The organism is Streptomyces beigongshangae (assembly GCF_019710745.1).
GTDB lineage: Bacteria > Actinomycetota > Actinomycetes > Streptomycetales > Streptomycetaceae > Streptomyces > Streptomyces beigongshangae.
In genome coordinates, this window is sequence record NZ_JAHKJW010000029.1 from 90850 (window position 1) to 103215 (window position 12366).

Below are 12366 nucleotides of genomic sequence, written 5' to 3' on the forward strand. Positions count from 1 at the left end.
GCCCTTCCGGCGTACGGGGCAGAGGTCCGCGCAGACCTCAGTACGCGCTGTCGACGTTGTCGATCGAGCCGTACCGGTGGGCCGCGTAGTTGGCGGCGGCGGTGATGTTGGCGACCGGGTTGTACTGGCTCTTGACCGTGCCGGCGACGTGGTAGGCGTCGAAGGTGGGCTTGATGACCTGCAGCAGGCCGATCGAGGGCACGCCGTTGACGGCGTTGATGTCCCAGTTGTTGATCGCGTTCGGGTTGCCCGAGGACTCCCGGATGATGTTGCGGTGCAGACCGCTGTACGTACCCGGTATGCCGTGCTTCTCCATGATGTCCAGCGACTGGCGGATCCAGCCGTCGAGGTTGTTCGCGTAGGTCTTCGCGGCGGCCGGCCTGACCGCGGCACGCGCGGTGGACCGGCTCGCGGTCTCCTTCGCCCGGCGGGCGTCCGCGGCCTTCTTCTCCGCGGCGGCCTCCGCGGCCGTCTTCGCGGCGGCCGCGTCGGCGGCCTTCTTCTTCGCGGCCGCGGCCTGGGCGTCGGCCAGCTGGCTGCTGAGGCCGACGGTCCTGACCTCCAGCTGGCCCGAGGCCAGGGTGGCCGGTGCGGCGGGGGCGGAGAGCGACTCGGTGCCGGCGTCGGCGTCGGCGGGCGCGAGGGAGAACACCAGGGCGGCGGCGCCGAGGGTGGCGGCACCGGCGAGCGAGAGCTTGTGGGTCTTGGTCAGCGCGGAAGTGTGACCGGGAGTGCGGTACTGCTCGGGCATGGCTGAGGGACCTCTTCGGATAGCGCGGAGGCCGCTCTCGTCCGGTGGGGACAGTGTTTCCGGAGCGAGCGCCGTGGGTAGACACACAAGCGCCGAGCGACGAGAGCCATTGTTAGCGGCCGCAATTTTCCGTGGCAAAGGTGTGACGTACGAACCGGGATAGTGGACCGCACAGGTCAAAACGGGACAGACCGCTACGTCTGTCCCGCTCATGAGGAGTGTCGCTGCCTCCTATGTCCGTTCGTACGTGATGTGTGCCCTATGTGCGGGCTCACATCGGCCGCGCTCCGATCTCACCAGCAGTTGCTGAAGCAATGCTCTGCGTGAGGAGTTTCCGGCTGCCCGCCCTCCTCGGGGAGGAGAAGGTGCACGTCGCCGAACTCGTGCCACAGGTAGCGCTCCCGCAGCGCCTCCTCGTACCCGCGCTCCACGGCCGCCCTCCCGGCGACCGCCTCCAGCATCAGCAGGTGCGACGCCTGCGGCTCGTGCAGCCCGGTGAGCAGCCCGTCGAAGACCCGCACCCCGCGCTCGGGCGTCACCACGAGCCCGGTCCAGCCCTCCGCCGCGCGCACCACCCCGTCGGGACCGGCCGCCGACTCCACGGCGCGCACGGCCGTGGTGCCCACCCCGATCACCCGGCCGCCACCGGCCCGCGCCGCCTCGACCAGCCGCGCCGAGGATTCCGTTACCGCGAAGCGCTCCGGGTACGGCGGCTCGTGCGCCTCGGGCGAGGCGACCCCCGTGTGCAGCGTCACGGGCGCGAACTGCACCCCCCGGCTCACCAGCTCCGCCACCAGCCGCGCGGTGAAGGGCCGCGCCGCGCTCGGCATCTCCGCGCTCCCCGACCCGTCGGCGGACGGCAGCGCGAACACGGTCAGGTACACCGGCAGCGGCTGGTCCCGGTTCGTGTAGGAGTAGCGGACGGGCCTCCCGTACCGGCGCAGCATCCCCAGGACGTCGGGGTCCGAGGCCCGCCCCCACCACAGCCGCGCACCGCGCCGGGACAGGGGCTCCTCCAGGAGGAGGCGTACGTCCCCCGGCAGCCGCACCTCCGTCCCCGCGGGCCCGCCCGCACGCGCGCGCGTGGTGCCCCTTCCGTCGGGCTCCCGCAGCTCCACGGCCCAGCGCCCGTCGTCGCCCCGCGTGGAGAAGTGCACCACCACGCGCGCGTGCCCGATCTCCGCGTCCACCGCGGCCGCCAGCGTCATGGACGTGTTCACGACGAGCAGGTCCCCGGCCCGCAGGAGGCCCGGCAGATCACCGAAGGCGTGGTGCGACACCCGCGTCCCGCGGGAGACCAGCAGCCGCACCGCGTCGCGGTCGAGTCCCGGCCCCCGCTGCTCGGCCGGCACCCGGGCCGACAGCTCCGCGGGGACCTCCCACCCCGCCCGGACGGTAGCGGTGCGGTTCACCGGGCCGCCTCCAGCAGGGCCGGCGCCGTGTACCTGCCGCCGGCCGGACGCTCGTCCAGCAGGCGCAGGAAGGCGGGCACCACACTCGCCGGGTCGGGCCGCGGGCCGTCGTCGCCGGGCACGGCCGCCGCGTACAGGCCGGTGTCCATGTCACCCGGGTCGACCGCCCAGACCCGCAGCCCCGGTTCCTCCTCCGCGAGCACCGCCGAGAGATGGTCGAGCGCCGCCTTCGAGGCCCCGTAACCGCCCCACGTCCCGTACGCCTCCACGGCCGCGTCCGAACTGACGTCGACCACCGCGCCCGCCGGTGACTCCCGCAGCAGCGGCAGCGCCTCCTGGACCAGCCCGAGCGCCGCGACCACATTGACCTCCAGCGCGCGCCGGAACCCGTCCAGGTCCAGCGCCGCCAGCCGTACGAGCGGTTCCGCGCCCAGCGCGCTCGCGTTGTTCACCAGGAGATCGACGCCGCCGAGCTCCCGGGCCGCCGCGACCAGGGCGGCCCGGTGCGCGCCGTCCGTGACGTCCCCGGGCAGCGCGCGCACCCGTGTCCCGTACCCGCCGAGGTCGGCCGCGGCCTCCCGCAGCGGCCGCGGCGTCCTGGCGTCCAGCACCAGATCCCAGCCGCGCCGCGCCAGCGCCCCGGCGAGCGCCCGCCCCAGCCCCTTCGAAGCCCCCGTGATGATCCCTACCGGCATGACCGTCCCCTCGTCCCGTGACCACCGCCGCGGCGGCCGTCCCCAACGTAGGAACCCGAAGGCCCCCGCCGCCTCGTACGCGAGCCGCGGTGCACCGGGGCCCTTCGTCCTAGGACCGGCGGACCGGGCCGGTCCGCCACAGGTCGGATACGCGCTGTCACACCCCGCCGGTACCGTGGGGCCATGAGTCAAGGACCCACGGCGGGCCTGTCCGCGGTGAGCACCGCGCTGCTGGCCATGAGCAGGCACCTGGAGGTGCGCGACGTCCTCAAGACGATCGTCGCCTCGGCCCGCGAGCTCCTCGACGCGCGGTACGCGGCCCTGGGGGTCCCCGACGACCACGGAGGCTTCGCCCAGTTCGTCGTCGACGGCGTCAGCGACGAGCAGTGGAAGGCCATCGGCCCGCTCCCGCGCCAGCACGGCATCCTCGCCGCGATGCTGCACGAGGCCCGGTCGGAGCGGATCGCCGACGTGCGTAAGGACCCGCGCTTCGAGGGCTGGCCCGCCGCCCACCCCGACATGTCCGACTTCCTCGGCCTGCCCGTCCGTGACGGCGACGAGGTCATCGGGGCGCTGTTCCTCGCCAACAAGGTGCGTCCCGCGCGGGGGAACCCCCCGCACCCGCCGTGCGCGGAGCCGGCGGGTGACTGCGGCTTCACCGAGGACGACGAGGAACTGCTGAGGATCCTCGCCCAGCACGCCGCGATCGCCCTGACGAACGCCCGCCTGTACGAGCGCAGCCGCGAGCTCACCATCGCCGAGGAGCGCTCCCGCCTCGCCCACGAACTGCACGACGCCGTCAGCCAGAAGCTGTTCTCCCTGCGCCTGACCGCCCAGGCCGCCGCCGCCCTGGTGGACCGCGACCCGGCCCGCGCCAAGGACGAACTCCAGCAGGTGACGGCCCTCGCCGCGGAGGCCACCGAGGAGCTGCGCGCCGCCGTCGTCGAACTGCGCCCCGCCGCCCTCGACGAGGACGGCCTGGTCGCCACCCTGCGCACCCAGACCCGGGTCCTCGACCGGGCCCACTCCGCGCGCGTGACCTTCGAGAGCCGCGGTGTCCGCGCACTGCCCGCCGCCCAGGAGGAGGCCGTGCTGCGCGTCGCCCAGGAGGCGCTGCACAACGCGCTGCGGCACTCGGGCGCGGCCCGTGTCGCCGTCACCCTGGAGCGGCGCGGACCGGGCGCCGTCCTGCGGGTCGGCGACGACGGCGGCGGCTTCGAGCCCAGGACGACCCGCCGCGCGGGCCGTCACCTCGGCCTGGTGTCCATGCGGGACCGGGCGAACGGCGTCGGGGGCACGCTCACGGTGGACTCGGCGCCCGGGAAGGGCACCACGATCGAGATGGAGGTCCCTGGTGGCTGACGCAATCAAGGTGCTGCTCGTGGACGACCACCAGGTGGTCCGCCGGGGGCTGCGCACCTTCCTGGAGGTGCAGGACGACATCGAGGTCGTGGGGGAGGCGTCCGACGGCGCCGAGGGCGTCGCCCGCGCCGAGGAGCTGAGGCCCGACGTCGTCCTCATGGACGTCAAGATGCCGGGCATGGACGGCGTGGAGGCCCTGCGCAGGCTCCGCGGACTCGACAACCCCGCGCGCGTGCTCGTCGTCACCAGCTTCACCGAGCAGCGCACGGTGGTTCCGGCCCTGCGCGCGGGCGCCGCGGGCTACGTCTACAAGGACGTGGACCCCGACGCCCTCGCCGGGGCCATCCGCTCCGTCCACGCGGGGCACATCCTGCTCCAGCCCGAGGTGGCCGGCGCGCTCCTGTCCCAGGAGGAGACCTCCTACGGGCAGGGCAGGGGCGGTTCGCTCACCGAGCGGGAGCGCGAGGTGCTCGGCCTGATCGCCGACGGCCGCTCCAACCGCGAGATAGCCCGTGCCCTCGTCCTCTCCGAGAAGACCGTCAAGACACACGTCTCGAACATTCTGATGAAACTCGACCTCGCCGACCGCACCCAGGCCGCGCTGTGGGCCGTACGCCACGGTGTGGCGGACCGGTGACCTGCTGATCCGCGGAACGGACGGCCGCCCCGCACGGCCCGGCGGTCGGCCGTGCGGGGCGCCTCCGCCGGACTGAGATTCATACCGTCGTGAAAATGTCCCCCGAATGGCGCAACCTTCGCGGATCCCCGCCGTTCTCCAGTGCGTGCTGCGGCGCTCTGCCGCGGTGGTCCACAAGGAGAGGGCTCGAACGTGAAGAACCTGAAGAAGGCCGCAGCCGTCACGATGATGGCCGGCGGCCTCGTCGCCGCCGGTGCCGGTTTCGCCGGCGCCACCGAAGGCGCGCACGCGAGCGGCCACGCCGTGGGCTCGCCGGGCGTCGCCTCGGGCAACGTCGTCCAGGTCCCGGTCGACGTGCCCGTGAACGTGGTCGGCAACACGGTGAACGTCATCGGCGTCCTGAACCCGGCGTTCGCCAACTCCGGCCTCAACGCCTGACACCCGCCCCGCGTCCCGGCAGCGCCCACCGGCCCCCCGGCGTGACCGGGGGGCCGGATCCGCGATCACGAGGGGGAGCGCCGGGTCGCCGGGGACGGCGCCGGCGCGACCGGACCGGCGCCCCCTCGCCCGCACCCCCGGCGGGCCTCAGCGCGCCCCCCGCTCCCGTTCCTCCACGAACGCGTTGTACGCGGCCACCTGCGCCCGTCTGGCCGTGCGCTCGACCGGGCGCAGGGCCTCCGCGCGCGCGGCGATCTCCGACGCGCTCACGGCCCCGCCGTGCCCGGTGCCGTACGCCAGGGAGACGAGCAGCCCGACCCGTCCCGACAGCGCCAGCACCCGGACCGCCCGCGGCGGATAGCCGGGAGCCAGCACCTCGCCGTCCCGCTCCGCCCGCGCCCGGTACGCGTCGACCGCCGCCTCGGCGACCGGCCCCGAACCCGCCACGTCGAGCCGCGACAGCACGTCGGTCGCCTCCCGCAGCGCCTCCGCGAGCTCCCGCTCCGCCTCGCCCAGGGACGGCACGTCGGCGGGCGGCGCCTCGCGCACGGGCAGACAGTGCCAGAGGACCTCCGCATGGACGTCGCCCTCGGGACCGGCCTCGTGCACCTCGGGCACCAGGCCCAGCGCGGCCCCGTGGCAGACCACCGCCTCCCCCGCCTCCAGGGCCCGGGCGTTGAACTCCGGCGGCCCGCTCAGCCCGAGCGGATGCCCGGGCGCGGGCAGCGCGACCCGCAGACCGGTCACCCCCAGCGTGCGCAGCCGCCCCAGGGCGAGCGAGAGCCCGACGGGCCCCGTCTCCCCGGGCAGCCCCCCGACCCGGTGCACGGCGTCCTCACCGACCATGGCGACGACCGCGTCGTCCGGCGAAACAAGACCGGCCAGCAGGGCGTTTCCCCATGCCGCCAGTCGTCCTGAGCGTGGTTCCGAAAGCATGCCCCCACCCTAAGGACCGGCCGATGGACGGGGCGGGTCGGCCGGTGGCGTAGGTTTTCCCTGGGGGCTGCGTCCACAGACGTCAGCGACGGCCGAGACTGCAATGGGAGACAGCGCGCTCATGAGCGATGTTCTGGAGCTTGAGGACGTATCCGTGGTCCGAGAGGGCCGGGCTCTGGTGGACCAGGTCTCCTGGTCGGTCAAGGAGGGCGAGCGCTGGGTCATCCTCGGACCCAACGGTGCCGGGAAGACGACCCTTCTCAACCTCGCCTCCAGCTACCTCTTCCCCAGCCAGGGCACCGCCACCATCCTCGGCGAGACCCTCGGCAGGGTCGACGTCTTCGAGCTGCGCCCGCGCATCGGCATGGCCGGCATCGCCATGGCCGAGAAGCTCCCCAGGCGCCAGACCGTGCTGCAGACGGTGCTGACCGCCGCGTACGGCATGACGGCCGGCTGGCACGAGGACTACGAGGACGTCGACGAGCAGCGCGCCCGCGCCTTCCTCGACCGTCTCGGCATGACCGAGTTCATGGACCGCAGGTTCGGCACGCTCTCCGAGGGCGAGCGCAAGCGCACCCTCATCGCCCGCGCCCTGATGACCGACCCCGAGCTGCTGCTCCTCGACGAACCCGCCGCCGGCCTCGACCTCGGCGGCCGCGAGGACCTCGTACGCCGTCTGGGCCGCCTCGCCCGCGACCCGATCGCCCCCTCCATGATCATGGTCACGCACCACGTCGAGGAGATCGCCCCGGGCTTCACCCACGTCCTGATGATCCGCCAGGGCAAGGTGCTCGCGGCGGGCCCCCTGGAACTCGAACTCACCTCGCGCAACCTCTCCCTGTGCTTCGGCCTCCCGCTCGTCGTCTCCCGGAACGGCGACCGCTGGACCGCACAGGGACTGCCCCTGTCCTGACATCCCCTCCCTGACAACCGGAAACACCCGCCCCAACCGGATCGGCGCCCTGTCGGGGACGGGACCCGCGGACCTACCATGACCACGTGGACGACATCGACGCATGGGTGTGGTGGCTGATCGGCGCGGCCGGGCTGGGGATCCCGCTGGTCGTCACCGCGATGCCGGAGTTCGGAATGCTCGCCGCCGGCGCCGTCGCGGGCGCCGTGACCGCGGGGGTCGGAGGCGGTGTCGTCCTCCAGGTCGTGGTCTTCGCCGTCGTCTCGGTCGCGCTCATCGCGGTCGTACGCCCCGTCGCGGCCCGGCACCGCGCCCGGGGACCCCAACTGGCCACCGGCATCGACGCGCTGAAGGGCAGGCAGGCCGTCGTCCTGGAGCGGGTCGACGGATCCGGCGGCCGCATCAAGCTCGCCGGCGAGACCTGGTCCGCACGCTCCCTCGACACCGACCGCACCTACGAGGCCGGTCAGGTGGTGGACGTGGTGGACATCGAAGGGGCCACGGCGATCATCATGTGACTCCTCACGATGTGACTTCTCACGGCGTCCGGTGAACGGAACGTCCCACGCGGCGAGTTGTGGTCTGACACACTCGTCCAGCAAGATCTTCGACAACTGCACGATCTTCGGCAAGCACAGGATCTTCCGGAAACACCGAGGCGGAGAAGGGTACGGGGAGCCACGATGGAACCGATCATCATCGTCCTGATCATTCTGGTGGTGTTGGTCTTCATCGCGCTGATCAAGACCATCCAAGTCATCCCGCAGGCCAGCGCCGCCATCGTCGAGCGGTTCGGCCGCTACACGCGGACGCTCAACGCGGGCCTCAACATCGTCGTCCCGTTCATCGACTCGATCCGCAACCGCATCGACCTCCGCGAGCAGGTCGTGCCGTTCCCGCCCCAGCCGGTGATCACCCAGGACAACCTGGTCGTGAACATCGACACCGTCATCTACTACCAGGTGACCGACGCCCGCGCCGCGACCTACGAGGTCGCCAGCTACATCCAGGCGATCGAGCAGCTCACCGTCACCACGCTCCGCAACATCATCGGCGGCATGGACCTGGAGCGGACCCTGACCTCCCGCGAGGAGATCAACGCCGCACTGCGCGGAGTCCTCGACGAGGCCACCGGCAAGTGGGGCATCCGCGTCAACCGCGTCGAACTCAAGGCGATCGAACCGCCCACCTCCATCCAGGACTCGATGGAGAAGCAGATGCGCGCCGACCGTGACAAGCGCGCGGCGATCCTCACCGCCGAGGGCATCCGGCAGTCCCAGATCCTCACCGCGGAGGGCGAGAAGCAGTCCGCCATCCTCCGCGCGGAGGGTGAGGCCCGGGCCGCCGCGCTGCGCGCCGAAGGCGAGGCCCAGGCGATCCGTACGGTCTTCGAGTCCATCCACGCCGGTGACGCGGACCAGAAGCTCCTCGCCTACCAGTACCTCCAGATGCTCCCGAAGATCGCCGAAGGCGACGCCAACAAGCTCTGGATCGTCCCCAGCGAGATCGGCGACGCCCTCAAGGGCCTGAGCGGCGCCATGGGCAACTTCGGCCCGATGGGCGGCAACCAGGGCGGCGGCACGGAACGCCGCGAAAAGCCCTCGGTGGACTGACCTCCACCCCGACCGGGGCTCACCTCACAGAGGAGAGCCCCGGCCCTCTTCCAGGGGCGCGGGGAGCGGCGCAGTCCTTTGTCTTCCAGGGGCGCGGGAAACTGCGCGACCGGCCACGACGCACCCGCACCCGACACCGCACCCCGCCGAGCCAGACCCAGCCCAGCGGAGCGCTCACGCGGACTGGGCAAGCCACTCCGGCAACGCCTCGAACTCGTCCCGCCCCAGCGCAAGCAGCATCGCATCGGCCGGCGTCGGCTCGAACGGCTCCCGCAGCAACGGCATCCCCGCCTGCGCGGGCGTCCGCGCGGCCTTCCGGTGGTTGTCCTCCGCACACGAGGCCACCGTGTTCAGCCACGAGTCCTGACCGCCCTGCGCCCGAGGCACCACATGGTCCACGGTCGTCGCCCGCCGCCCGCAGTACGCGCACCGGTGCCGGTCCCGCACCAGCACACCCCGCCTCGACCACGGCGCTCGTCTTCGGAACGGCACCCGTACATAACGGCAGAGCCTGATCACCCGGGGCGCGGGTATGTCCAGCGCGGCCCCGCGCATACGGAGTTCGGGGTGGGCCTGCTCGACGACGGCCTTGTCCTGCAGCACCAGAACGACGGCTCGGTTCAACGTCACCGTCGACAGCGGCTCGAAGCTCGCATTCAGCACCAGCGTGTCACGCATCCAGCCCACCTCCCATGCGCACCGGCCCACCACCTGGCGGGCGTGGATCAACTCTGGCCGGGCACGCCGAGATGGACAACGCAATAAAACTGCCCGCCTCTGGTCAATTCCAAGACCGGAGACGGGCAAACGTTCAGTGAAAGGTCAGCTCTCCGCGGGAGCCGCGTACTCGGCGACGAGCTGAGCCCTCGCGAGCGTGTGGAACCGGAGGTTGAAGCCCACGGCCGCCGGCGAGGTGTCCGAGTCCGGACCGAGCTTCTCCTGGTCCACCGCGTACACCGTGAACACGTACCGGTGCGCCGGATCGCCCGCGGGAGGCGCGGCGCCCCCGAAGTCCTTCGACCCGTAGTCGTTGCGCGCCTGGACCGCGCCCTCGGGCAGGCCCTCGAACTTCCCCGTGCCCGCACCCGTCGGCAGCTCCGTCACCGAGGCCGGGATGTCGAACACGACCCAGTGCCAGAAGCCGCTCCCCGTGGGGGCGTCCGGGTCGAAGCACGTCACGGCAAAACTCTTGGTCCCCGCCGGGAAACCCTCCCACCGCAACTGCGGCGACGTGTTCCCGGCCGCGTGGACCTGAGCGTCCTTCAGCGTCGCGCCCTCCTCGACGTCCTCGCTCACGACGGTGAACGACGGCACGGCGGGATGGAAGTCATGGGGAAGGGGCGGCCTCTTGGACTCCGTCACCTCGACACCTCCTGATCGGTTCCTGCTCGGTGGAAACTCTCGCCCCGAGCCTAGAACCAGTTGCGGCGGCTGCCGACCTCGGACAGCCACTGGTTGAGGTACGCGGCCCAGTCGGTCCCGTGGAAGTCGTTGAGCCCCACCTGGAAGGAGCGGAAGGAGTCGCTGCCCTCGCTGAACAGACCCGGCTTCTTGTCCATCTCCAGGACGACGTCCATCTCGTGCTCGTCCGCGACGAAGGTCAGCTCGACCTGGTGGAGACCGCGGTACTGCTGCGGCGGGAAGAACTCGATCTCCTGGTAGAACGGCAGCTTCTGCCGCGTCCCCCGGATGTGACCGCGCTCCAGGTCCGCGCTCTTGAAGCGGAAGCCCAGCTGGATGAACGCGTCCAGCAGCGCCTGCTGCGCCGGCAGCGGGTGCACGCTGATCGGGTCCAGGTCACCGGAGTCCACCGCGCGCGCGATCGCCAGCTCCGTGGTCACCCCCACGTTCATGCCGCGCAGCGGCTGACCGGAGATGTTCGTGATCGGTGTCTCCCACGGGATCTCCAGCCCGAACGGCACCGCGTGCACCCCGTTCGCCTGCAGTTCGAAGGCACCGCCGAGCTGGAGCTTCGTGAACTCGATGTCCTGCTTGTACTCCTGGTCGTCGTGGCCCTCGACCTCCACCTTGGCCTGCAGCCCGACCGACAGTCCCTCGATCCGCTGGCTCACGGACCCGCCCTGGATCCGCACCTCACCCTGGACGACACCGCCGGGAACGACGTTGACCTCGGTCAGCTCCGTCTCGACCGAAGCCCCACCGGCCCCCAGGCTCGCAAGCAGCCGCTTGAACCCCATGTCTTCTCCTCTTTCGGGCAACGCCCCGTTGTTGTTCCGTCCGGACCGGATCCTTGATCCGTACAAACGCGATCCGGCCGGTTCCGGTTCCGTGCCCTCACCCTGACAAGCCGGACGCTCCCCGACCACCCCGCACACAGCCGGACGTGTGCACTACGCTCGCACGGCATGAACGTCGGCAACCTCGCACGCCCCGCCGAGGAGGTCGCCCCCGAACTGCTCGGTGCCGTCCTCACCCACAAGACACCCCAGGGAACCGTGAGCATCACCATCACGGAGACCGAGGCGTACTCCGGTTCGGCCGACCCCGCCTCCCACGCCTACCGGGGCAGGACACCCCGGAACGCCGTCATGTTCGGACCCGCGGGACACCTGTACGTCTACCGGTCCCACGGTCTCCACTGGTGCGCCAACATCGTCACCGGGACGGAGGGCACCGCCTCGGCCGTCCTCGTCCGGGCGGGCAGGGTCGTCGAAGGGGAGGAGCTGGCGCGTGGGAGGAGAGGGGAGAAGGTCGAGACCGCACGTCTCGCGCGGGGTCCGGGGAACTTCTGCCAGGCGCTCGGCATCACGGCGGAACACAACGGCGTACACCTGCTGACGGACCCCTCGCTCGTCCTGTCCGAGGGCGAGCCGGTACCCGCCGCACTGGTCCGGGCCGGCCCCCGGGTGGGCGTGAGCAAGGCCCACGACTGGGAGCACCGCTTCTACCTCGCCGGTGACCCGACGGTCTCGGCGTACCGCCTGAGCCCGAGAGCCAAGCCGTCCGCCGGAGCCTGATCCGCCGCGGGACCGGGGCCGGGCCGGCTCGTAAACACCGGCTTTCGGCCCGGTACGACAGAGAACCGGCCAAAGGACCGGGCCGCCCGGCGACCGTCCTCGCCGTGGACCGGCCCCCCGACGGCACGGAGGTACGGACGCGGACGCCTTCCGGAGTTCACCGCCGAGCCTCCTCCACGGCACCGTGAACGCCCTCCGACCAGCTATGCAAGGGTCCGCGCACCGGGCTGACCGACGAGGGGGACATCCGTCTGCAGCCCTTCCGGATCGCCGCCGTCCCGACGATGAGCCCTTACCGGGCCCGCACCCCCGGCCCCTGGCGAACTTGACTCGTCCCCGGACGGTACGTAACGTGGCCCGAGCCGCTTGACCCGGGTACTGCGTTCAGCCAGCAGCCGGAAGCGGCCAACCCACTACCTACGACTTCCTCTCAGCGAGGGTCTATTCAGCGTGTCCGCACGTCTGAATTCGAGCTCGCGGAACTCGATTATGAGTTGCCGAGAGGATCGGCTAACGTAGTGAATGTCGAAAGGCCGCGAGGCCAAAAGGCAAATCCCGCCGACTGGGAATCACCACCGGAAACGGTCTGATAGAGTCGGAAACGCAAGACAGCAGGACCGAAGGGAAGCGC

14 protein-coding genes are annotated in these 12366 nt (G+C 71.7%); 7 read left to right on the plus strand and 7 right to left on the minus strand.

Features of this window, described 5'->3' with window-relative positions; all coding sequences use genetic code 11:
- Positions 1–37: 37 nt before the first annotated feature.
- The 3 genes from KM933_RS22835 to KM933_RS22845 all read right to left on the minus strand — a co-directional run bounded on the left by KM933_RS22835 (position 38) and on the right by KM933_RS22845 (position 2858).
- Positions 38–751, minus strand: a complete 714-nt coding sequence (locus tag KM933_RS22835; protein WP_221355085.1) for a transglycosylase SLT domain-containing protein — start codon at positions 749–751, stop codon at positions 38–40.
- A gap of 293 nt (positions 752–1044) precedes the next feature.
- The gene (locus KM933_RS22840; RefSeq protein WP_221355087.1) at positions 1045–2163 is read right to left on the minus strand and encodes an S-adenosylmethionine:tRNA ribosyltransferase-isomerase; all 1119 of its coding nucleotides are present in this window, start codon (positions 2161–2163) and stop codon (positions 1045–1047) included.
- Positions 2160–2858 (minus strand): SDR family NAD(P)-dependent oxidoreductase, encoded by a 699-nt coding sequence (locus KM933_RS22845; protein WP_221355089.1) that lies wholly within the window; start codon positions 2856–2858, stop codon positions 2160–2162. The genes KM933_RS22840 and KM933_RS22845 overlap by 4 nt, the downstream gene beginning before the upstream one ends.
- 183 nt (positions 2859–3041) lie before the next feature.
- Here KM933_RS22845 and KM933_RS22850 point away from each other — a divergent pair, with 183 nt between their 5' ends.
- The 3 genes from KM933_RS22850 (at position 3042) to KM933_RS22860 (ending at position 5295) form a co-directional block, all read left to right on the plus strand.
- Positions 3042–4220, plus strand: a complete 1179-nt coding sequence (locus KM933_RS22850) for a GAF domain-containing sensor histidine kinase (protein ID WP_221355091.1) — start codon at positions 3042–3044, stop codon at positions 4218–4220.
- Complete coding sequence (locus tag KM933_RS22855) at positions 4213–4857, plus strand: response regulator (RefSeq protein WP_221355093.1); 645 nt, start codon at positions 4213–4215, stop codon at positions 4855–4857. Before KM933_RS22850 ends, KM933_RS22855 begins: the two co-directional genes overlap by 8 nt.
- A gap of 192 nt (positions 4858–5049) precedes the next feature.
- Positions 5050–5295 (plus strand): chaplin family protein, encoded by a 246-nt coding sequence (locus KM933_RS22860; protein WP_221355095.1) that lies wholly within the window; start codon positions 5050–5052, stop codon positions 5293–5295.
- Between the two features lie 147 nt (positions 5296–5442).
- Here KM933_RS22860 and KM933_RS22865 read toward each other — a convergent pair whose 3' ends face one another.
- Positions 5443–6231 (minus strand): hypothetical protein, encoded by a 789-nt coding sequence (locus tag KM933_RS22865; RefSeq protein ID WP_221355097.1) that lies wholly within the window; start codon positions 6229–6231, stop codon positions 5443–5445.
- Positions 6232–6352: 121 nt separating this feature from the next.
- On the opposite strand from KM933_RS22865, the gene KM933_RS22870 reads away from it, so the two are divergent.
- The 3 genes from KM933_RS22870 (at position 6353) to KM933_RS22880 (ending at position 8757) form a co-directional block, all read left to right on the plus strand.
- Positions 6353–7144, plus strand: coding sequence for an ABC transporter ATP-binding protein (locus KM933_RS22870; protein ID WP_221355099.1), 792 nt, complete (start codon positions 6353–6355; stop codon positions 7142–7144).
- A gap of 86 nt (positions 7145–7230) precedes the next feature.
- The gene (locus KM933_RS22875; RefSeq protein ID WP_221355100.1) at positions 7231–7662 is read left to right on the plus strand and encodes an NfeD family protein; all 432 of its coding nucleotides are present in this window, start codon (positions 7231–7233) and stop codon (positions 7660–7662) included.
- Positions 7663–7827: 165 nt separating this feature from the next.
- Positions 7828–8757, plus strand: a complete 930-nt coding sequence (locus KM933_RS22880) for an SPFH domain-containing protein (protein WP_221355102.1) — start codon at positions 7828–7830, stop codon at positions 8755–8757.
- A 174-nt stretch (positions 8758–8931) separates the two neighbouring features.
- Here the strand turns inward: KM933_RS22880 and KM933_RS22885 are convergent, their stop codons facing one another.
- From KM933_RS22885 to KM933_RS22895, 3 genes are all read right to left on the minus strand, one after another.
- Entirely contained in the window at positions 8932–9435 is a 504-nt protein-coding gene (locus KM933_RS22885; protein ID WP_149512912.1) for an HNH endonuclease, read from the minus strand.
- Between the two features lie 144 nt (positions 9436–9579).
- On the minus strand, positions 9580–10119 hold the full coding sequence (locus KM933_RS22890; protein ID WP_221355104.1) for a YbhB/YbcL family Raf kinase inhibitor-like protein: 540 nt from the start codon (positions 10117–10119) through the stop codon (positions 9580–9582).
- 50 nt (positions 10120–10169) lie between these two features.
- Complete coding sequence (locus KM933_RS22895; RefSeq protein WP_221355106.1) at positions 10170–10955, minus strand: sporulation protein; 786 nt, start codon at positions 10953–10955, stop codon at positions 10170–10172.
- Positions 10956–11123: 168 nt separating this feature from the next.
- Between KM933_RS22895 and KM933_RS22900 the strand changes: the two genes are divergently transcribed.
- Positions 11124–11735: a DNA-3-methyladenine glycosylase gene (locus KM933_RS22900; protein ID WP_221355108.1), complete on the plus strand. Its 612-nt coding sequence runs from the start codon at positions 11124–11126 to the stop codon at positions 11733–11735.
- The last annotated feature ends 631 nt before the right edge of the window (positions 11736–12366 follow it).